The organism is Bacillus sp. Y3 (assembly GCF_008123875.1).
In the GTDB taxonomy this organism is placed as follows: domain Bacteria; phylum Bacillota; class Bacilli; order Bacillales; family Bacillaceae; genus Bacillus; species Bacillus altitudinis.
In genome coordinates, this window is sequence record NZ_VSSC01000003.1 from 227517 (window position 1) to 247169 (window position 19653).

The 19653-nt window shown below is 41.4% G+C and carries 26 protein-coding genes and 1 riboswitch; of the genes, 4 read left to right on the forward strand and 22 right to left on the reverse strand.

Annotated elements, in window-relative coordinates; genetic code table 11:
* The 8 genes from resA to FXF70_RS06140 form a co-directional block, all read right to left on the reverse strand.
* Entirely contained in the window at positions 1-531 is a 531-nt protein-coding gene (resA, locus tag FXF70_RS06105) for a thiol-disulfide oxidoreductase ResA (RefSeq protein ID WP_008344474.1), read from the reverse strand.
* A gap of 90 nt (positions 532-621) precedes the next feature.
* Positions 622-1356 carry a 23S rRNA pseudouridine(2605) synthase RluB gene (gene rluB / locus FXF70_RS06110; protein ID WP_008344472.1) on the reverse strand — a complete coding sequence of 245 codons (735 nt, stop codon included), beginning with the start codon at positions 1354-1356 and terminating at the stop codon, positions 622-624.
* Positions 1357-1490: 134 nt separating this feature from the next.
* Entirely contained in the window at positions 1491-2027 is a 537-nt protein-coding gene (locus FXF70_RS06115) for a spore maturation protein (protein ID WP_019743084.1), read from the reverse strand.
* A gap of 4 nt (positions 2028-2031) precedes the next feature.
* On the reverse strand, positions 2032-2619 hold the full coding sequence (locus FXF70_RS06120; RefSeq protein ID WP_007501015.1) for a nucleoside recognition domain-containing protein: 588 nt from the start codon (positions 2617-2619) through the stop codon (positions 2032-2034).
* Positions 2607-3758: a D-alanyl-D-alanine carboxypeptidase family protein gene (locus FXF70_RS06125; RefSeq protein ID WP_035702877.1), complete on the reverse strand. Its 1152-nt coding sequence runs from the start codon at positions 3756-3758 to the stop codon at positions 2607-2609. Before FXF70_RS06125 ends, FXF70_RS06120 begins: the two co-directional genes overlap by 13 nt.
* Positions 3759-3871: 113 nt before the next feature.
* Positions 3872-4351 (reverse strand): YpuI family protein, encoded by a 480-nt coding sequence (locus FXF70_RS06130; RefSeq protein WP_017359783.1) that lies wholly within the window; start codon positions 4349-4351, stop codon positions 3872-3874.
* A 113-nt stretch (positions 4352-4464) separates the two neighbouring features.
* Complete coding sequence (gene scpB, locus FXF70_RS06135) at positions 4465-5058, reverse strand: SMC-Scp complex subunit ScpB (protein WP_148779997.1); 594 nt, start codon at positions 5056-5058, stop codon at positions 4465-4467.
* Positions 5048-5806, reverse strand: coding sequence for a segregation/condensation protein A (locus FXF70_RS06140; protein WP_007501021.1), 759 nt, complete (start codon positions 5804-5806; stop codon positions 5048-5050). The genes scpB and FXF70_RS06140 overlap by 11 nt, the downstream gene beginning before the upstream one ends.
* 211 nt (positions 5807-6017) lie before the next feature.
* Between FXF70_RS06140 and FXF70_RS06145 the strand changes: the two genes are divergently transcribed.
* Positions 6018-6110 carry a YjcZ family sporulation protein gene (locus FXF70_RS06145; RefSeq protein WP_008359694.1) on the forward strand — a complete coding sequence of 31 codons (93 nt, stop codon included), beginning with the start codon at positions 6018-6020 and terminating at the stop codon, positions 6108-6110.
* Positions 6111-6198: 88 nt separating this feature from the next.
* A complete protein-coding gene (locus FXF70_RS06150) occupies positions 6199-6723 on the forward strand; it encodes a DUF309 domain-containing protein (RefSeq protein WP_148779998.1) in 525 nt (174 codons plus the stop codon).
* A gap of 24 nt (positions 6724-6747) precedes the next feature.
* Here the strand turns inward: FXF70_RS06150 and FXF70_RS06155 are convergent, their stop codons facing one another.
* The 7 genes from FXF70_RS06155 to FXF70_RS06190 all read right to left on the reverse strand — a co-directional run bounded on the left by FXF70_RS06155 (position 6748) and on the right by FXF70_RS06190 (position 11097).
* Positions 6748-7101 carry a GNAT family N-acetyltransferase gene (locus tag FXF70_RS06155; RefSeq protein WP_008344455.1) on the reverse strand — a complete coding sequence of 118 codons (354 nt, stop codon included), beginning with the start codon at positions 7099-7101 and terminating at the stop codon, positions 6748-6750.
* A gap of 113 nt (positions 7102-7214) precedes the next feature.
* Entirely contained in the window at positions 7215-7679 is a 465-nt protein-coding gene (ribH, locus tag FXF70_RS06160; RefSeq protein WP_007501031.1) for a 6,7-dimethyl-8-ribityllumazine synthase, read from the reverse strand.
* Positions 7680-7705: 26 nt separating this feature from the next.
* Entirely contained in the window at positions 7706-8329 is a 624-nt protein-coding gene (gene ribB / locus FXF70_RS06165) for a 3,4-dihydroxy-2-butanone-4-phosphate synthase (RefSeq protein WP_008344453.1), read from the reverse strand.
* Between the two features lie 11 nt (positions 8330-8340).
* Positions 8341-8991: a riboflavin synthase gene (gene ribE, locus FXF70_RS06170; RefSeq protein WP_026050106.1), complete on the reverse strand. Its 651-nt coding sequence runs from the start codon at positions 8989-8991 to the stop codon at positions 8341-8343.
* 252 nt (positions 8992-9243) lie between these two features.
* Positions 9244-9385: riboswitch (FMN riboswitch) on the reverse strand.
* A 114-nt stretch (positions 9386-9499) separates the two neighbouring features.
* A complete protein-coding gene (locus tag FXF70_RS06175) occupies positions 9500-9844 on the reverse strand; it encodes a hypothetical protein (protein ID WP_008344451.1) in 345 nt (114 codons plus the stop codon).
* A 234-nt stretch (positions 9845-10078) separates the two neighbouring features.
* Positions 10079-10315 (reverse strand): DUF2164 domain-containing protein, encoded by a 237-nt coding sequence (locus FXF70_RS06180; protein ID WP_017359788.1) that lies wholly within the window; start codon positions 10313-10315, stop codon positions 10079-10081.
* Between the two features lie 200 nt (positions 10316-10515).
* Positions 10516-11097 (reverse strand): TetR/AcrR family transcriptional regulator, encoded by a 582-nt coding sequence (locus tag FXF70_RS06190; RefSeq protein WP_050827369.1) that lies wholly within the window; start codon positions 11095-11097, stop codon positions 10516-10518.
* Between the two features lie 252 nt (positions 11098-11349).
* On the opposite strand from FXF70_RS06190, the gene FXF70_RS06195 reads away from it, so the two are divergent.
* On the forward strand, positions 11350-12612 hold the full coding sequence (locus FXF70_RS06195) for an MFS transporter (protein WP_148779999.1): 1263 nt from the start codon (positions 11350-11352) through the stop codon (positions 12610-12612).
* A gap of 31 nt (positions 12613-12643) precedes the next feature.
* On the opposite strand, the gene FXF70_RS06200 is transcribed toward FXF70_RS06195, so the two are convergent.
* Positions 12644-13081, reverse strand: coding sequence for a peptidylprolyl isomerase (locus tag FXF70_RS06200; RefSeq protein ID WP_007501040.1), 438 nt, complete (start codon positions 13079-13081; stop codon positions 12644-12646).
* 321 nt (positions 13082-13402) lie between these two features.
* Here FXF70_RS06200 and FXF70_RS06205 point away from each other — a divergent pair, with 321 nt between their 5' ends.
* Positions 13403-14287, forward strand: a complete 885-nt coding sequence (locus tag FXF70_RS06205; RefSeq protein WP_060781162.1) for a DUF1002 domain-containing protein — start codon at positions 13403-13405, stop codon at positions 14285-14287.
* 40 nt (positions 14288-14327) lie between these two features.
* Here the strand turns inward: FXF70_RS06205 and lysA are convergent, their stop codons facing one another.
* The 6 genes from lysA to spoVAC all read right to left on the reverse strand — a co-directional run bounded on the left by lysA (position 14328) and on the right by spoVAC (position 19641).
* Positions 14328-15653 (reverse strand): diaminopimelate decarboxylase, encoded by a 1326-nt coding sequence (lysA, locus tag FXF70_RS06210; RefSeq protein ID WP_024718927.1) that lies wholly within the window; start codon positions 15651-15653, stop codon positions 14328-14330.
* Positions 15654-15768: 115 nt separating this feature from the next.
* A complete protein-coding gene (locus FXF70_RS06215) occupies positions 15769-17241 on the reverse strand; it encodes a spore germination protein (RefSeq protein ID WP_007501043.1) in 1473 nt (490 codons plus the stop codon).
* A complete protein-coding gene (gene spoVAEA / locus FXF70_RS06220; protein ID WP_041507002.1) occupies positions 17195-17803 on the reverse strand; it encodes a stage V sporulation protein SpoVABEA in 609 nt (202 codons plus the stop codon). The genes FXF70_RS06215 and spoVAEA overlap by 47 nt, the downstream gene beginning before the upstream one ends.
* A gap of 6 nt (positions 17804-17809) precedes the next feature.
* Positions 17810-18160 carry a stage V sporulation protein AE gene (gene spoVAE, locus FXF70_RS06225; RefSeq protein ID WP_007501045.1) on the reverse strand — a complete coding sequence of 117 codons (351 nt, stop codon included), beginning with the start codon at positions 18158-18160 and terminating at the stop codon, positions 17810-17812.
* The gene (gene spoVAD, locus FXF70_RS06230; RefSeq protein WP_008344437.1) at positions 18160-19176 is read right to left on the reverse strand and encodes a stage V sporulation protein AD; all 1017 of its coding nucleotides are present in this window, start codon (positions 19174-19176) and stop codon (positions 18160-18162) included. Before spoVAD ends, spoVAE begins: the two co-directional genes overlap by 1 nt.
* 12 nt (positions 19177-19188) lie before the next feature.
* Entirely contained in the window at positions 19189-19641 is a 453-nt protein-coding gene (gene spoVAC / locus FXF70_RS06235; protein WP_019743094.1) for a stage V sporulation protein AC, read from the reverse strand.
* Positions 19642-19653 lie beyond the last annotated feature (12 nt).

Genomic DNA, 19653 nt, shown 5'->3' on the forward strand with positions numbered 1-19653 from the left:
CTATGACCCCTTTGGTTTAATCAAATTCATATATTCATAGACATTACGTTCTGTCATCGTTCCCTTTATGACTTTGATTACTTTGCCTTCAGGATTAATTAAAAATGTGGTTGGCAGCGGCGTAATATCATATGCCTCTGTCACTTGACGATCTTTGTCCATGGCAACAGGAAAATTCACGCCATAAGCATCCATAAAGTTCTTCACAGCAATATTGGATTCCCCCACATTCACGGCAACAATTTCGACACCGCGATCCTTGAACACTTCATACTGATTTGCCATATAAGGGAATTCCTGCTTACATGGACCGCACCATGTACCCCAAAAATTGAGAAAGACGCCTTTGCCTTTTAAGTCCTTTAATTCAATCCGTTCCCCATCTACCGATTGAAGGACAAAGTTCGGCGCAATAGATCCTTCTTTGACTTGATCCTGTTTGGCAAATACTGAGTTATACATCGTATAACATAGTGCAGCAAGCATCACGAGGAGAATGCCCGTCCGTATGAAAAATCGTCTTTTCTTCATCTGAAGTACCCCTTCCCCATAGACATTCAGGTAAATTATAGCATTCTCCTTCTTTTGATGCTTCTTCATTTTTTGAAGTTTATGTGAAAATTAAAAAGCGCTTTTCCCATGATCCGCAATCGCTCTTAGGCGTTTTACTTCATGCGGCGTCAATTCTCTGCGATCTCCTGGTCTCATACCTTCAATATGAAGGAAAGCATATTGCTCTCTTTTGAGTTTTAGAACGTCGTGGCCGATTGCTTCAAACATGCGGCGAACCTGTCTGTTTCTGCCTTCATGGATGGTTAATTGCACAATACATGTTTGCTTTCGTTTATCAATCGAAAGCATTTTGGCACGGGCAGGTGCTGTTTTTTTATGGTCTAACATGATTCCTTTTTCTAACTTTCTAAGCAATTCTTTTGAAGGGATGCCTTTTAGTTTCGCTGCATACGTTTTATCAATTTGATATTTCGGATGCATGAGCTTATGGGCAAATTCACCATCATTTGTAATCAAAATTAAACCGCTCGTATCATAATCCAACCGGCCGATTGGATACAGACGCTGCGGAACATCATCAAAGAAGTCTGTCACGACTTTGCGTCCTTTATCATCCTCGGCAGCTGAAATGACGCCGCGCGGTTTATAAAGCATAAAGTAAACCGGTTCTTCTCTTTCAAGCTTTAAGCCATTGACTTCAATTTTATCTGAAGAGCCCACCTTTACTCCGAGCTCTGTCACTGTTTCACCATTAACGGTAACTCGTCCTTCTTTAATTAATTCTTCAGCCTTTCGTCTAGAAGCGACGCCGGCATGGGCAATTACTTTCTGTAAACGTTCCATTTGTCTTTCACCTCATGTACTATCTTACTTGCTTGGCTTGAAACAAACAAGCATTCGTGGAAAAATAAGCGTTTCATCTGTCTAATTTCAACAAAAAAGCTGTTTTCCATCCACGAAATAAAAAAAGCACCTGATTAGGCGCCGCTAAATAACAAACTGACGATAATAATCGATGCAATGATCCCAATCAGGTCTGCTAACAGCCCCACTTTCAGTGCATCTCCCATTTTTTTAATACCAACTGCTCCAAAATAGACGGTTAAAATATAAAGGGTCGTATCTGTTGACCCTTGCATAACGGCGGCAAGCTTGCCGATAAAAGAATCTGGACCATAAGTCGCAATTAAGTCTGATGTCATACCAAGCGCCGCTGTTCCTGATATAGGGCGTATCAAAGCTAGCGGCACCACTTCTGTAGGAATACCAATCGCTGTAAACACAGGTTTCAATAATTCCATGACAAAGTCAAGGGCACCTGATGCTCGGAAAATCGTAATGGCGACAAGCATACCGACTAAATACGGAATGATTGAAAAGGCAATTTGAATGCCTTCTTTCCCGCCTTCTACAAATGTTTCGTACGTCGGTACTTTTTTAATCGTCCCTGCAATCAATATTCCTGCGATGATCAGTGGAATCAAAGCAAGTGACAGCCAGTTAATAAATGCCACAAGATCACCCCCGCCTGCTTCTGCGATAGTGGAAATAGCGATCAATCATAATCGCACCGATACCTGAAATAAGTGTCGCCAAAATGGTTGGACCTACAATATCTGTTGGCTGATCTGCGCCATAGGTCATACGAATGGCAATGACAGTCGTTGGCACAAGTGTGATAGAAGATGTATTGACTGCTAAAAAAGTGATCATAGACCGGCTCGCCTCATTTTTTCCGCCATTTAATGCTTTCATCTGCTCCATCGCCTTAATCCCAAGTGGAGTGGCGGCATTGCCAAGGCCAAAGAAATTTGCCATGAGATTGGACAGAATATACCCCATCGCTGGATGATTCGCAGGAATCTCGGGAAATAGTTTTGAGATAAAGGGCCGGCATAATTTACTAAAGAAATGTAACAACCCCGCTTCTTCTGCGATCTTCATCAATCCCAGCCAGAATACAAGAACACTAATCAACCCAATTGAAATGGTGACCGCTTCTTTTGATCCTTTAAAGACCGCTTCGTTCACTTCATGCATCGTTCCGTTAAACATTGCATAGACAAGACCGATGACCGTGAGGAATACCCAGATCAGATTGACCATGAAGATCCGCCTATCGATGTCTGAAAGACAGACTTAAACATTTCTTGAAAGCTTTTTTGAGGCATTCGGTTGCGTTTATTTTCATAAAAAATGGGGACTTGCTCAATCACCTGACCATCCAGTAAGAACGTCATTTTCCCTACTACATCTGGGATCGCTTCTTTGTTTTTCTCCCATTTCTTTTCAGGCGTCAGCATTTCCGTTTCGATTTCCACTAGTTTTTTCTCATCTTCATTTAAAAAATAGTCCACATCCCGCTTAATAAACGCTTTTTTTTCGTAAAAAGTCCCTTTTAACGAAGCGAGCCTGCCTTTTTCAGCAAGCACATACGTTTTATAGTGATCAAATGCATACTCAAACATTGAGATATGATCCTTCCAATCATCCGGTGCATTAATCGTCACAGCAATGAGCGCAGCATCTCCTTTTGCAGCTGTGGAGACAAGCGTGCGTTTTGCAAGTTTTGTATATCCTGTCTTCCCTCCAGTCGAATATTGATACAAACCAGTGAGCAGCTTGTTTTTGTTTTTCCAATAACCTTCGATTGTTTTTGCTTTATAAAAGGTGGTACCGGCAATTTTTTGATATTGCTGATGCTTCATGGCGTATTTCGTTAAGATTGCCATATCGTAAGCTGATGAATAATGGTTTTTATGATCATCGAGTCCATGCGGATTTTGAAAATTCGTATTCTCCATGCCTAGTTCAGAGGCCTTTTGGTTCATCATAAAAATAAACCCTTCTAAGCTGCCGCCAACATGTTCTGCAATGGCAACAGCTGCATCATTTCCAGAGCGCAGCATGAGCCCGTATGTCAAGTCTTCTAAGCTCACCTTCTGTCCTTCCTTTAAATAAATCGAAGAACCTTCCGCTTGAATCGCACGTTTTGACACTTTGACCATGTCGTTCATTTTTCCTGATTCAATGGCTAATACAGCCGTCATAATTTTTGTAATACTGGCGATTCTTCTTTTTTCGTGCTCGTCCTTTCCAAATAGGACTCTGCCTGACTGTCCATCTATTAAAATGGCGCTTCTCGCACTCACCGATAATGAGACGTCTGCTTGAGCGTGGGAGGAAAAAGGCAGTAAGAGTGTCAATAGAAGAAGGACTGCTGTTCCAATTTTTAAATAGGGCATGTTCATTCACGTCCTTGTCCGTTTTGTACAAGTGTATGCGCTGCTGAAAAAGTTATGATGCCTCGTCCATAAAAAAAAGCGACTCGATGATTAGAGTCGCCTTTCATTCTTCTTTATACCATTTTCATTTGCTGATGAGATGTTGTATATTCCAGCTCTTCTCTCATCGTTAAAAACTCTTTTTCTAATGAAGAAAACAAACGTTTGACTTCAGCCGATACTTCATGATGGAAAACAATGCAGCTTTTTCCTGTGTAGGCTGAACGGCTATCTTCATACCATGTATCCTTTTTTGGTGTAAAAAATTCTTCAATACATTGATGATAAATACGATGAAGCGTCTGCTGTGCGGCTTGCTGCGGGAATGTCTGCTGCTGCCCGATTTTCCTACAAACCGCCGCAGCATCCTCGCTATAAACTGCAAGCTTCCGCAATGTACTTAATATGTCACAATAATAGGCTTCCGCTTCCGGGTTTAATCGTTTCAAGCTTGATAAGGTAGCTTCGTTCAGAAAACCATTCACTTCAACTGCAACCTTTGATAAAAAAACGCCTGCTTGATCAACTTGAGCCTTTACATTCATATGTGCCATTTGTTTCGTGTTTACCTTCCCCTCATGGCTTTGTCACCATTTTATCTTTCAAACAAAGGTTTTAGACCTAAAATCTTTGTTATATTTTATCATACATTTTTCCTTATTTTGAACTATTTTATCTCTTCAAATGTTTGATTGAAGTTTTCAAAAAAGAGATCAGCCTCTTCTTGCACCCCATCTGCTTCCACATTCTCTGGAAGTGGCGGTAATTCATCTAAGGCTTTTAAACCAAATTGCTCTAAAAAGGTAGGTGTTGTCCCATAAAGGATCGCTCGTCCCGGTCCATCGGCACGTCCTACTTCACAGAGCAGTGCTTTGGTCACTAAACTATGCAGCACTCGTTCTGATTTAACGCCTCTGATCTCCTCGACTTCGCTGCGTGTAATCGGTTGTTTATACGAGACAATGGCGAGCACTTCTAGCGCTGCCTGTGACAAACCTTTCGATGGTGTCTCTACTAATTTTTTTAAATATACGCTGTATTCTTTTTTCGTCAGCAGCATATATGAATCTGCATATTCAATAAGCTCAATCCCTCGTTCTTGTTTTTGATATTCTTCTTTTACGGCAGACATAATATCAAGCAACGCTGCCTCATCAACTTCAAGAACAGACATGAGCTGTTTTCTTGTTAAGCCTTCGTCACCTGCTGCATATAGCAGCGCTTCTAAGATGGCTTTCCAATTCACGATATCAAGCGTCATGAATCGTTTCACTCCCTATGATATAAATATCTTCAAAGTTTCCTTCCTGCTCCAGCATGATTTGATGGCTTTTCATCAATTCGAGAACAGCAAGAAACGTCACGACAAGGTGTTCCTTTTGATCATGTTGAAACAAAGTCATGAAATTGGTCCGCTTTTTTGTTTTTCTTAAATGGTTCATAATCTCATTCATTTTGTCTTCAATCGGGATTTCTTGTCTTGTAATCTTTGATGGTGCTGGTTTTGTTATTTTTTTGCGGTTCAATACCTTTTGGAACGCACCTAACATATCATACACCGTGACGTGTAAGTTTGTGTCCTTCGCTTCTGCTTCTTTTGCAAATTCACTTAAATCACTTGGTGGTTTTGTGAAGGCGTTTTGCCGCTCTTCTTCACGTTCCTTCAGTTCTTGCGCTGCATTTTTATACTTGCGGTATTCAATTAACTTGCCAATCAGCTCATCACGAGGGTCCTCTTCTTCTTCCATCAGGTCTTCATCAAACAGCTCTTCCTCTTGTTTTGGGAGAAGCATTCTGCTTTTAATGCTGAGGAGAGTTGCAGCCATCACCAAATACTCACTTGCAACATCCAGTTCAAGCTCCCTCATCGTGTGGACATATAATAAATACTGCTCCGTAATTTTAGCGACGGGAATATCATAAATATCAATTTCCAAACGGTTAATTAAATGTAAAAGCAAGTCCAAAGGACCCTCAAACGAATCTATTTTCACCTGATATTCCAGCATTCTTTTTCTCACCATTTCTACTGTCTTCTAAGTACCGTTTTCATCGGCTAACCTTTAGTATAAGACACGATAAAGCTCTCGTCCAATATAATTTCGACCATGAGGCAGCAGGCAAAAAAAGAAAAACAGTGGATTCGCCCAAACCAATGAGGGCATTTATACATAGAATACCATTGTAATCAGAACTGATGAAAAAGGAGGCCGTAACATTATGGGAGATGGTTATTACTTCGGCGGAGGATTTGCGCTTATTGTTGTGCTGTTCATCTTGCTGATCATCGTTGGCGCGGCTTGGGTTTATTAAAGAAACAGAGCGCCCTTTCATAAAGGGGCGCTCTTTCTTCTTTTCTTTTCGGTATGTTAGACTGATAGTGGAAAAGGAGATGACCACTGTGTATCCTAAAGCGTACGTGGCTTTTTTACATGAATTTCATACGACAAGAGATTATTTTGAGTGTCATGAAATTCTTGAAGAATTTTGGAAAGAAGACCCTCCTCATCAGCGCAAAAAGTACTGGGTGGGTCTCATTCAGCTTGCTGTTGCTTTGTATCATCAAAGACGAGGAAATGGAAAAGGAGCAAAACGGCTGATTTCAAACAGCCTTCATATATTAGATTCGGACCGGAACATACTAACAGAATTAGGTCTTGATGAAGAGGCATTTCTTTTACTGCTGAGAACACTGAAAATGAAAATCGATGAAGACATGCCCTACGAAAGTGTGATGCTGCCAATCCGAGATGCAACGCTTCTTTCTTTATGCCAAGAGATGGCGGAAAAAGAAGGCTTAACCTTCGGACAGGAGAGCAACTTATCCCATACATTCTTAATTGAAAAACATAGACTGCGTGATCGGACGGACGTATTGCTTGAACGTGAAAAGCAGATGGAACGTAAAAAAAGCAGAGGCATATAACCTCTGCTTTTACATGTGTGATATTTAGTTTGTTTCACTGTGACACTTATGAAAGAAGCCTTGCGTTAATTCATTTGGAATGAGTGTTTTCGTTTTGAATACTTCTTCCACGGCTAATACCATTTCCTTGCCGATGCCTTGGTCACGATGGGACGGATTGACACTAATATGTTCGATTTGTACTTGGTCGTCTGTTTTCAGCACACCAATCGCACCGACGATATCCTCACCATCTTTCCAAAGGAACAGCTGCCGATCTTCATCCATTTCATACGACTTTATCGTCTGCTGAAGCTGTTTGACGTCTTTCTCACCCGGCATAAAGGACAGGAGTCCCATGGCAATTTTTTCAAAAGACCTCTTGTAACGAATTAACATATATACCCCTCAATATTAAAATTATCCTATTTTCCAGCAAATGTCTTATGAATCACTTGCTCATCACACATTATAAACACTTTTAGGTTGTTTTTAAACTCTTTTTCATCAAATTAACGAAACGTTCGATTTAGGTTGGCCATTTCAATAGCAGCTGCAGCCGATTCACTGCCTTTATTTCCAGCCTTTGTACCGGCTCTTTCAATGGCTTGTTCAATAGATTCTGTTGTCAGTACACCAAAGATAATCGGCACCCCTGTTGAGATGGCACTTTGTGCGATTCCTTTAGCCGCTTCATTACAAACATAATCGTAATGTGATGTTGCCCCGCGAATCACGGTTCCAAGTGTAATGACTGCATCATATTTTTTTGTTTCTGCTAGTTTTTTTGCCATATACGGAATTTCAAAAGCCCCTGGCACCCACACGACATCAATATCGTCACCGTTTGCTCCGTGTCTAAGCAATGTATCTTCTGCTCCGTCTAGCAGTTTGCTTGTAATGAAATCATTAAATCTAGCGACGACGATTCCAAACTTTAATCCTTCTGCTACTACATTCCCTTGTATTGTATTCATATGTTCATCATCCTTTTTTGTGATTTTTATTTTGTTTTCATTGTCGTTGTTTGCTTGTTTATATATGCCTGCAATGCTTCAATCGTCAGCATCTTTAAATCGTGTTCTTTTTGAATTTTTTGCAGTTCGGGTACACGGGCCATGGTTCCATCTGCATTCATAATTTCACATATGACACCCGCTGGCACTGAACCCGCAAGTTTAGCAAGATCAATGGCCGCTTCTGTATGACCTGGTCTTTCTACTACGCCTCCCTCTTTCCCAATAAGAGGGAAAACATGACCTGGGCGGGCAAAATCTTCTGGTTTTGACTCTTTATTTAACATGGCCAAAATGGTCGTTGAGCGCTCAAAAGCACTTATACCAGTTGTTGTTGACGTATGGTCGATGCTTACTGTAAATGCTGTATGATGTGCATCCGTATTTCGCTCGACCATAGGATGCAGATCCAAGTGTTTCGCAATCGAAGCATGAACTGGTGTGCAAATAAGACCTCTTCCATGTAAAGCCATGAAGTTAATGACTTCCGGCGTTGCATGCTCAGCAAGTGCCACAAAGTCTCCTTCATTTTCTCTGTCTTCATCATCTACTACGATAATGATTTCTCCTCGTTTCAGGGCATTTACTGCCTCATCAACTGAATGATACATACAATCGCCTCCTAGAATCCGTGCTCTTTTAAAAATGATGGGGTTAATCGTGATGGCTGCTTTTCGTTTTGCTCTTTTGTTAAAAAGCGATAAATGTATTTACCGATCATGTCACATTCAATATTTACTACATCCCCCATAGATTTAGTCGGGAAAATAGTTCCTTCAAGCGTATGTGGAATGATAGAAACTGTCACGTGAGCATCTCGCAAATCGAAAATAGTCAAGCTGACGCCGTCTATTGCGATCGATCCCTTTTTTGTAAGCATATCTGTGAGGGTCTTGTCCATTTTCAAATCATAGTAAATGGCATTACTCTTCTTTTCTACACGGGTAATCACAGCCGTTCCATCAACATGGCCTGAAACAAAATGACCGCCGAATCGTCCATTTGAGGACATCGCTCGCTCTAAATTCACTTGGCTACCTGGTGCAAGCTGATCAAGTGATGTCGCTTTGACCGTCTCAGGCATCACATCTGCCGCAAACTGTTCTTTTGTGAAGCTTGTGACAGTGAGACAAACGCCATTGATGGCGATACTATCGCCTAGGTGAACATCTTCTAGTACACGACTGCACTTGATGATGATTTCCATGGCATCTGCGGATCTTTTGCTCAATGACTGGACTGTACCCACTTCTTCAATAATCCCCGTAAACATGTGATCCTCCCTTTCTCTTTCTTTTGTATTTCTCACTTTATGAAAAAGCGATGTTTGGGACATGTGATCGATTGAACACCTTCGTCGCTTTTTATGGTCCATACAAGGTAAATGAGGGATCACCTAATAAACACTGCATGCGATGACTATATTGACATACAGAAAGCCCCGGAAAAATTCCGGGGCTGTGGTTTTTTTGCATTAGAAATAAAACTATGATCAACACTTATTTTTTGTTCATACATAGCTTTCGTTATCCTTCTCCCATCCAGACTTTCACTGTCGGCTTCAGCTTCTCACTGAATCAACCGTTAATAAATTAACGGGTCACGGGCTGTAAAGCATTTGCTTTATTACCGTCGGTCGGGATTTTCACCCTGCCCCGAAGGATACAATCGATATTTAGCTGTCCTTAGGGGCTATTATAGCGATCCTTGTTGTCAAATGCAACAATCAAGATTTATTCACCTGTTCATAAAAAAAGCCTCCTTATAGGAAAGGAGACTTGTTAATTGACGACTTTTACTACTTTTATAAGACCGTCTATTCTTTTTTCATTACTAAAGTATGCTTTAATACGATCGCCTTTTTTCAGATCGGCCACATCATCTTCAAATTTCTTTCCATTAAAAATGATTTTCGTGCCATTTTTGGCTTGACCGTAATACTCATCACCATCAATTTTTGTAATGGTATATTCATAGATTGTGTAATCTTTGTCATTATTCGTTAAGCTTTCGCCGATGGCTGTTGGCACATCTTCAATTTTCATACCATTCATGTATAAATAACCTGCGCCTAAACAAAGCAGTAAAACAAATAAGATTGCGATTTTTAATTTGATTTTCCCCATATTTAGAACCTCCATCATCTGCACTTCGCCTATTTGTATGTTCTATTCCTTCTTTTGATGAAATAAAACCAAAAAAGCTGATTTTCATTAATGGTTACTTATATAACGATTCAAATGGACTTTTGGTTCCACCTTTTCATCATTACATATGATACGAATATGCGTTCTTTATTAAGGGGGTCTTTTTTCCTCTTTATCTGTTAGCAGGATGAATAAGATAGACGAGCTTTTTGATTATATTCTTTTCTCTAGTGCGAATAGATCTTCCTCTAACAATTGAGATCTTTGAACAGCGATATTTCGGCTGTCACGAACCCCTTGATTATAATAGTAGCTTCCAAGATGTTTTGTGATAAATTCTAATATATTGATGGCTGCTAATTCACCAATCTCCTCTTCTCGTTCTTCGGCAAAGTAACGCTGAATAGCAATCATCATCTGATTTTTTTCTTCTTTTGTTAATGGTTTCAAAGTATCTCCTGCTTTCTTTCAGCATGATCACACGCTTTTTAGATTTGCACTTTCACTTATTTTTAGAGCTACATATGGTGACACTCACGAATACGAATGTTTGTTCTCTTATCATATCACAAAAACGTGTCCATCACACCCTAAAAGAAAAAGCGTGTTTTAATCCATTGATCAAAATACGCTTTTTTTATATAGACTATTTATTTCAATATGGATAGTATCGTCGCTATAGAATGATCTACAAATGAACGCTCTGGGCGAGATTTCATGAGGACTGTAAGTCCAATAAAAGAAACGACCAGCGCCTGTGCTAAGGCTTTGGCATTCAGACTGCTTTCGAGCTCACCCGAGCGAATACCTTGTACAATTTTTTCTTCAAAAATGACCGAAAGATACATTTGATGCTCTCTTGTGAGAATTTCAAATTTCTCTTCGTGGGGGGCAAGTTCGACTATTGTATTGATGCAGAAGCACCCTTTACTCGGCCCATCTCCATATTCCTCTTCTACTAATTCAGTAAATAATGTACGAAATGCTTCCTTTGCAGACAGATTGTTTTGCAGTTTTGATCGAATATGTGCTGCATGCTGAGTTGTATATTTGCGTAATGCTGCTTCAAACAATTCCTCTTTATCACCGAACGCTGAGTATAAGCTCGGCCGCTGTATTCCCATTTTTGCAGTTAAGTCGCTTAATGTAGTGGCTCTGTACCCTTTCTCCCAAAAAAGCAATAAAGCCTCATCTAACGCTTTTTCCTCATCAAATTCCCGTTGTCGAACCATCATCAACCCTCATTTCTATCATAAAAATCTCTTCACTAGATCAATCATCTATTTCTTATAAGGATATTTTTTACTTATCGGTACATTATCATTTTATTTTATTGACATATCATTGTCAAATTGACTGCCTCTCTCAAGATCTTCACTACATCACCTTGACTTTAAAACGTTTATCTGGTTATCCTTAACAGGAATCATTTTATACCGATCAGTATATTATATTTTTTAGTACAAAAGGAGCTGATGACATGCATGAAAAAAGAAAAAATGAATGCCGTTGAACATTCTAATCTGGAAACGACTCATTTACAAATCACCACCCGATCAACGATGACTCGCAATATGGCTCTACTGTTTTCGACAGCCTCCGGGATGGCAGTTGCAAACATATACTTTGCACAGCCATTATTAGACTCCCTCGCATCCGAGTTTGGTATCAGCTATTCATCCATTGGTATGGTCATTACGATTACTCAGCTTTGTTATGGGCTAGGACTGCTACTGATCGTACCATTTGGTGATCTGTTCAACCAACGGCGACTCATCGTAGCTCAAATGCTAGTATCCGTGTTATCTCTCATTCTAGTCGGTATCGCCCCTACCTCCACCGTCCTGTTCATAGGACTAGCTGCGGTAGGACTGCTTGCTGTAGTCACTCAGGTACTCGTAGCATTCGCAGCGACATGGGCCGCTCCTGAAGAACGTGGCCGCATAGTGGGCTTGGTTCAAAGTGGAATTGTGATTGGTATTCTTCTCGCACGAACGTTTGCTGGTGTACTAACCGATCTCGCCGGCTGGAGATCAGTCTATCTCGTTTCCGGCGTGATGATGCTGATCATCACTGGCGTGTTGTACCGGTATCTTCCGCGTGCTGACAGCAAGAGAGTCTCCATATCCTATGTGAACTTGCTCGCTTCAATGTTTATATTGTTCAGACAAGAACTAATTCTACGTATTCGTGGCGTACTGGGTTTTCTGATCTTTGTTGTGTTTGGCACGCTGTGGACTTCACTTGTGCTGCCTCTCAGCACTACGCCATACAATCTGTCACATACGGCGATTGGAGCATTTGGTCTTGCTGGAGTTGCCGGAGCATTAGGTGCCGCTCGGGCTGGAAGCCTTGCTGATCGAGGCTTAGGACAGTTAACAACGTGCATCGCCCTTGTCCTATTACTCTTTTCATGGTGTTTTATTTTTTTCACTGAATATTCCCTCATTTTATTAATCGTTGGTATCATCATTCTTGACCTATCTGTGCAGGCAGTTCATGTGACCAATCAAAGTATGATTTTCATGGTCCGGCCTGAGGCGAGAAGCCGGCTGACTGCTGCTTATATGATTTTTTATTCCCTCGGCAGTGCGCTCGGTTCTATTGTATCAACTAACATATACGCCAACGCTGGCTGGAATGGGGTATGTTTATTTGGAGCCTCTATCAGCGCCTTAGCCCTTTTATATTGGATGATCACCTACCGCTTCACGGCACAGATCACAGGAACATCAGATGTAAAATAAAAAAAACACCGCAATTAAGCGGTGTTTTGGATTAAGCATCGATCACTTCGACTTTTTCCATGCCTTGTCCTTGTTCCATATCAAGAACAGCTTCGATACCAGATGTTACTTTGCCAAAAACAGTGTGAACACCGTTTAAGTGCGGCTGTGGGTCATGTACGATAAAGAATTGGCTGCCGCCAGTATCTTTACCAGCGTGTGCCATTGATAATGAACCTCTCTCGTGCTGATGAGGGTTTCCTTCTGTTTCACATTTAATTGTGTAACCAGGTCCTCCAGTTCCATTACCGTTTGGATCGCCGCCTTGGCTTACGAACCCTGGGATCACGCGGTGGAATTTCAATCCGTCGTAGAAGCCTTCATTCGCTAATTTTTCAAAGTTTGCTACTGTACCTGGAGCAGCCTCTGGGTAAAGTTCAAACTCAATTTTCTTTCCATTCGTTAATTGTATGTATCCTTTTTTCGCCATTTTTCACATTCTCCTTTCAGGTTAAACAACGCTCATTATAGCACATTTTCGGTGATGTTAAACATCCCCTGCTTACCTAATGTGATTTACCTCTTTTGCCATCATTGATAAACTAAAAGCGCTTGATCCTTTTCTCCTAAGGAAATGATCACAGACTGAGCAAATCACTTCATCATATTGGAGGTTTCAAACATCTTTAAAAGAAAATTGAAACGTCAGACTGATTTGTTACGTCTATATGATGGAGTACGATTCAAATCATGTACTCAAAAGATGAGTTTCTCACCATCGAGAAACGCTTTCGACTTGAAGGAGGTCAACATGTTTAAAAAAACAATGCTTGGTATGATGGCAGCGCTCCTTTTACTGATTGGTGCGCCAAAAGTCAGCTTAGCGGATGCAGCTGTCGGCGATGTCATCGTCACACTCGGGCAAGACTTAACACCGGCTGATCGCCAGAAGGTGCTTGACGAGTTGAATCCACCTGAAAATGCGACAAAAATTGAAGTAACCAATAAAGAAGAGCACGAATATTTAGGAAAGTATATCCCTCGTTCTCAAATCGGGACTCGAGCATTATCATCTTCATCCATCACCATTGAAAAATCAGGTGCGGGTCTGACCGTGGATACACATAACATTAAGACCATTACAGATGAGATGTATTTAAATGCTTTAATGACCGCAGGCGTGAAAGATGCAAAGGTTGTCGTGACGGCGCCGTTTGAAGTATCTGGCACAGCAGCACTGACAGGTTTATTAAAAGCCTATGAAGTGTCAAGCGACAAAGCCATTCCCGAAGATGTGAAACAGGTGGCTAACGAAGAGCTTGTAACAACATCTAAATTGGGTGACTCTATTGGAAAAGACAATGCTTCTGCCCTGATTGCAAAAATCAAAGATGACATTGCCAAAAATGGAGTTCCTAAAACAACAAAAGAAGTGGAAGAAAAAGTAGATCAAGCCGCTTCTGATTTGAACTTAAATCTGACGCAGGACCAAAAAGATCAACTTGTCTCTCTCTTCGATAAAATGAAAAATATCAATATCGATTGGAAACAAGTCGGATCTCAAATTGATAAAGCAAAAGACAAGATTACAAAATTCATAGAATCAGATGAAGGGAAAAACCTTCTACAGAAGATTTGGGATTTCTTTGTCTCCATTTGGAATGCGATCGTCTCTGTATTTACTGGTGGAAAATAAATGTCATAGAAAAAGCTGCCTGATGATCAGGCAGCTTTTTTTAAGTCGATGATTTCACTTTTGATTGATAAGGTAAATCCAATTTGACAATGTCCTCATATGTCTCACGCTCAACGACAAGCTGCGCTTCCCCATCTTCTACAAATACTACAGCCGGGCGCGGGATGCGGTTATAGTTGTTTGACATGCTGTAGCCATAAGCTCCTGTACAAAAGACAGCTAACAAGTCTCCCTGTGATAACTCTGGCAGATCAATATCCCAAATGAGCATATCTCCACTCTCGCAGCATTTTCCTGCAATGGACACCGTTTGATCATGCGTTTGGCTCATTTTATTGGCGCTCGCTGCTTCATATTTTGCTTGATATAAAGCAGGTCGAATGTTATCACTCATTCCGCCGTCAATGGCTACATAATCGCGAATGCCAGGTACATGTTTTGATGAGCCGATCGTATAAAGAGTGGTTCCCGCATCTCCAACAAGGGAGCGGCCCGGCTCAATCCAAATTTCAGGCATCTTAAACTCATAGCGGGCTACATTTTCTTTCACCGCTTGAATAATTTTCTCCACGTATTCAGTTGCTGGAAGTGGTTCGTCCTCTTCTGTATAACGGATGCCAAAGCCTCCGCCTAAGTTCAGCACTGTGGAAATAAAGCCAAATGATTCTCTCCATTCATCTAGCTTCAAGAAAATTTTATCTGCCGCAAGGACAAAACCAGCCGTATCAAAAATTTGTGAGCCGATATGACAATGAACACCTAAGAGCTCGATCACTTCTGATTCAAGTACTTGTTTGACTGCTTCGTCTGCTTGTCCATTATGAAGATCAAAACCGAATTTTGAATCTTCTTGACCTGTTGTAATATAGTCATGCGTATGTGCTTCAACACCCGGCGTGATGCGGAGGAGTACTTTCACCTGTTTTGACAGCTCTTGACCAAGCTGTTCAATGAGGTTGATTTCATAGAAATTATCAACAACAATACAGCCGATTCCATGCGCTAATGCCATCTTTAATTCTTCTCTGCTTTTGTTGTTACCATGGAAATGAATTTTTTCTACTGGAAACCCGGCACAAATAGCTGTGTGCAGCTCCCCGCCTGAAACGACATCAAGTGATAAGCCTTCTTCTTTTGCCAGCTGGAACATGGCAATAGAAGAAAACGCCTTACTCGCATATGCCACCTGAGCTTTTAGTTCTTCTTCAATAAATGCTTTCTGAAAGCTTTTTGCACGCTCCCGTATTAAAGCCACATCATATACATAAAGTGGTGTCCCATACGTTTCAGCTAAAGAAACGGCATCAACACCACCAATTTCTAAATGTCCGAGTTCATTTTGTCTGCAAGTGCCGTGTAAATACAATGTCATTCCCTCTTTCTCCGCCTCGGCTGAAAAAAGACAGCTGCACAAGCTGCCTTTTGCCGTTTCTCAAAGTTAAAAATACAATATCACAATCTTCAGCCACTTTCAACGAGCGTTAAGAATTTGGCGGAATTTTTGATCTGTTCTGAGGGTGAACGATGCTTGGCCTTACTTTTGAGCCAGGTACAGACGTCCGAATGAGCACTTGCCACAAAGCCTTTCCATTAAAAGGAATGAACGGCCACATATAAGGTGTCTGTAAGGAACGAATGGATGTTAAATAAATAAGTAACAGCGTAAAACCGATGATCAATCCATTCAGCTTAAAGATCGCTACTAGTGCTAATATGATCAGTCGGATGATTTTATTAGCGACACTCAGTTCATAACTTGGAGTGGTGAATGTGCCGATGGCTGCTAGCGAGACGTATAATATGACCTCTGGTGTAAATAAACCGACATCAATTGCAATTTGTCCAATTAAAACGGCTGCAATCAAGCCCATCGCAGTCGACAAGGCGGTCGGCGTATGGATGGCCGCCATTCGTAAAAATTCCACCCCAAAATCAGCAAGGAATACTTGGAGAATGACAGGGATATGGGAGGGTTTGTTAAATCCAATATAGCTTAGATTGTCTGGCAGAAGATTCGGTTCTAGAATAAAAAGAAACCAGATCGGCAAAAGAAAAGTAGAACATAAGATGCCTAAAAAACGCACCCATCTTAAAAAAGTCCCAACTGCTGGCGCCTGGCGGTATTCTTCAGCATGTTGAACGTGATGAAAAATAGTGGTTGGCGTAATGATGACACTAGGGGATGTATCTGTAATGATGATGACATGCCCTTCTAATATATGGTTAGCTGCTACATCTGGGCGCTCGGTGTATCGTACAAGCGGGAAGGGATTATATCCTTGCTTAATGATAAATTCTTCAATTGTTTTATCAGACATCGTCAGTCCGTCAACTTTGATCCCAGACACTTCTTTTTCGATAATATCAACAAGATCAGGGTCAGCAATGTCTTCAATATAACAAACACAGACGTCTGCTTTAGAGCGCTCGCCTACTTTAAGCATTTTGTATCGCAGTTTTTCATCCCGCACTCTTCTGCGAATGAGTGCTGTGTTCACAATAATATTTTCAACAAAGCCGTCTCTTGCACCTCTGACAACCTTTTCTGTATCCGGTTCCTCCGGCATTCTACCAGGGTAGCTCCTGACGTCAATAATAAATGCGTAATTTTCACCTTCGACAACGACTGCCACAAGTCCAGACAGCACTTGATCCACTGCTTCATCAAGCGTTTCAACTTTTGAGACTTGCTGATTGACAAGACGGTTTTCTACCACACGTGCAAGATCATCTGATTCAGGTTCGTTGTCATTGATTTCAATCAGTTCTTTTAATAAATAGATCACATATTGTGTATCACATAATCCATTTACATAGTAAAGCTGGATTTCCTGATCATGGACATAAATTTTCCGAACGCCAAGGTCAAAGCTGAGACCCATCCCGACATTGTCTTTGAAAAAATCTTCATTTTTCTTTGGATCTCGGTACACGTGCACCTTGTCTTTCTTCATGGAAACCGCTCCTTTCTAAAATTAATTCGACTGCCTTCATTGTGATGGGGGACCCTTTGCTTAGATCATCTTTCCGTCCCATCTTGCCAATATCTCCAATGCCGACAACAATCGGAAGCTGTAGTGAATCGAGACAATACACTGTATCTCCACTCATTTTGTGTGGTTCCATTTCTGGAAGTCCATGTTTGTCAACGCCGTATTCTGTCAGTTCACCCTCCCGGTCAATGGAGACATGTACCTTTGTCCATTCCGCTTGATGGGTTTTAGATGCCACTGCAATGGCGCCAATCACTTCAATTTCAGGGTGACGTGCTACGTGCTTCATAGCCGTCTCCCCTGTTCCTTCACCTGTTAAGCCAGAATCATCAAACATGACAAACACTGGGTCATACGGCGTTTTTAAAATCATCTGGACCAGTTCTGGTCCTGTTCGTTTGCTCGGATTCCCTTTTGAGCTGGAAATACATCTTCCGCCGACTTTCTTTGCGACGAGCTCAATCGTTTTGGCAGCATATATATCTCCGTCTGTCACTAAAATGACTTTGCGTCTTTGCCCCATATTAGGTTATCCTTTCGGTTTAAAGATAAGTGCAATGATAAATGAAAATAAAATTGCAGCTGATATTCCAGCAGAGGTTAACTCAAAAATCCCAATTCCGATTCCAATAAATCCGTGGACATCAGCCTGATGCATCGCCCCATGAAGCAAGCTATGACCAAAGCTTACGATAGGGACGGTAGCACCCGCTCCTGCAAATTCAATAAATTTATCATAAATACCAAACCCGTCTAAAATCGTCCCCGCCACAACAAAGGTCGTCATGACATGTGCCGGTGTGAGTTTCAGTACATCAAGTAAAAGCTGGCCGATCACGCAAATCAGTCCGCCTGCAACAAAAGCAATCAAATAATCCATTAGCTTTCTCCTCCTGCACGCTCAAATACAACTCCGTGCGCAATGGTTGGAATGGTCTCTTTTTGCTGAACCATCATTGGGCTGAGAAGCGCCCCTGTTGCTACAACCAATACTCTTTGTAAATTCCCTGCTTTCATTTCTTGAAAGATGTGACTGAATGTCACGACAGCTGAGCAGGCACAGCCGCTGCCTCCAGCGAATACATTTTGATCAGGTGTGTATATGATTAATCCGCAATCATCATGCTTCCGTCCAAGCTGAATGCCATCTTCTTTGAGAAGATCCTTTAAAATAGGCGATCCAATTCCAGATAGATCTCCTGTTAGGATGAGATCATAATCATCTACTGTTCTTCCTAAGTCTTCTAAATGTTGTTTGATTGTGTCTGCCGCTGCAGGCGCCATAGCCGAACCCATATCGAATGGATCTGTAATCCCAAGATCCATCACCCGTCCGACGGTGGCACTTGTAATTTGAATTTGGGAAGGTTCTTGGCTGATGACGACAGCACCGCTCCCTGTCACTGTACTTGTGGCTGTATCGGGTTTTTGCCCGCCATATTCTGTTGGATTACGAAATTGCCGCTCTGCCGTCGCATTGTGACTACTTGTCGCAGCAAGTGCTCTATTGGCAAAGCCACCATCTACTAGCGCTGAGGCAATCGCGACTGATTCCATTGATGTGGAGCAGGCACCAAATAAACAAAGAAACGGGATTTTGAGTTCTCTTGCCACATAGTTGGCAGTCACGTTTTGGTTCAGTAAATCTCCTGCCAGCAGAAGGTCAATATCACTTTTTTGCAAATTCGCTTTTGATAAGGCCATTGATATGGCATCATCCATGAGCTGCCTTTCAGCCATTTCCCAGTTCTTTTGATAACAGTGCATTTCATCATAGGTTTTATCAATGAGATGACCGATTGGGCCTTCTTTTTCTTTCGGTCCTGCAGCTGTTCCTTCCGCATTCACATAAAGCTTGTGTTCAAATACCCAAGATTGCTTACCTGTTAGTTTCACGTTTTATTCCTCCTACGAAAACATCTTTTCCAAGACGTATCGAATAATCCCTACGACATATGCCGAGACGACACCAAACACAATAACGTTCCCAGCCAGTTTAAACATGTTGGTCGCTACACCTAACACAAGCCCTTCACTTTTATGCTCAAGAGCCGCACTTGTCATGCTATTTGCAAATCCTGTCACCGGGACAGCTGATCCCGCTCCAGCAAACTGGCCGATTTTATCGTAAATACCAATACCAGTTAAAATAGCAGAAATTAAAATAAGGGTCGCCACCGTTGGATTCCCTGCTGTCTTCTCATTAAAATCAAAAAAAGTAATATAGAAATTTTGCAATCCCTCGCCTATCGCACAAATCAAACCGCCGACAAGAAAAGCCTTGATGCAGTTTAGTACATAAGGAGGTTTCGGCTGATACGTTTTCACTTTAGATGGATAGTTCTCTTTTAAACTTGACACGTGTTGTTCCCT

Coding starts and splice junctions, on each gene's coding strand:
- FXF70_RS06125 (WP_035702877.1), bottom strand. CDS start 3,758: ATGCCCTATTTAAAAATTGGAACAGCAGTCCTTCTTCTATTGACACTC.
- FXF70_RS06175 (WP_008344451.1), bottom strand. CDS start 9,844: ATGGGGAAAATCAAATTAAAAATCGCAATCTTATTTGTTTTACTGCTT.
- FXF70_RS06205 (WP_060781162.1), top strand. CDS start 13,403: ATGTTTAAAAAAACAATGCTTGGTATGATGGCAGCGCTCCTTTTACTG.
- resA (WP_008344474.1), bottom strand. CDS start 531: ATGAAGAAAAGACGATTTTTCATACGGACGGGCATTCTCCTCGTGATG.
- FXF70_RS06190 (WP_050827369.1), bottom strand. CDS start 11,097: ATGGTTCGACAACGGGAATTTGATGAGGAAAAAGCGTTAGATGAGGCT.
- rluB (WP_008344472.1), bottom strand. CDS start 1,356: ATGGAACGTTTACAGAAAGTAATTGCCCATGCCGGCGTCGCTTCTAGA.
- scpB (WP_148779997.1), bottom strand. CDS start 5,058: ATGACGCTTGATATCGTGAATTGGAAAGCCATCTTAGAAGCGCTGCTA.
- FXF70_RS06195 (WP_148779999.1), top strand. CDS start 11,350: ATGAAAAAAGAAAAAATGAATGCCGTTGAACATTCTAATCTGGAAACG.
- ribE (WP_026050106.1), bottom strand. CDS start 8,991: ATGTTTACGGGGATTATTGAAGAAGTGGGTACAGTCCAGTCATTGAGC.
- FXF70_RS06155 (WP_008344455.1), bottom strand. CDS start 7,101: ATGTTAATTCGTTACAAGAGGTCTTTTGAAAAAATTGCCATGGGACTC.
- ribH (WP_007501031.1), bottom strand. CDS start 7,679: ATGAATACAATACAAGGGAATGTAGTAGCAGAAGGATTAAAGTTTGGA.
- ribB (WP_008344453.1), bottom strand. CDS start 8,329: ATGTATCATTCAGTTGATGAGGCAGTAAATGCCCTGAAACGAGGAGAA.
- spoVAE (WP_007501045.1), bottom strand. CDS start 18,160: ATGGATTATTTGATTGCTTTTGTTGCAGGCGGACTGATTTGCGTGATC.
- FXF70_RS06215 (WP_007501043.1), bottom strand. CDS start 17,241: ATGAAGAAAGACAAGGTGCACGTGTACCGAGATCCAAAGAAAAATGAA.
- FXF70_RS06130 (WP_017359783.1), bottom strand. CDS start 4,351: ATGGCACATATGAATGTAAAGGCTCAAGTTGATCAAGCAGGCGTTTTT.
- FXF70_RS06140 (WP_007501021.1), bottom strand. CDS start 5,806: ATGCTGGAATATCAGGTGAAAATAGATTCGTTTGAGGGTCCTTTGGAC.
- FXF70_RS06200 (WP_007501040.1), bottom strand. CDS start 13,081: ATGGCGAAAAAAGGATACATACAATTAACGAATGGAAAGAAAATTGAG.
- FXF70_RS06145 (WP_008359694.1), top strand. CDS start 6,018: ATGGGAGATGGTTATTACTTCGGCGGAGGATTTGCGCTTATTGTTGTG.
- FXF70_RS06120 (WP_007501015.1), bottom strand. CDS start 2,619: ATGGTCAATCTGATCTGGGTATTCCTCACGGTCATCGGTCTTGTCTAT.
- spoVAEA (WP_041507002.1), bottom strand. CDS start 17,803: ATGGGGCAAAGACGCAAAGTCATTTTAGTGACAGACGGAGATATATAT.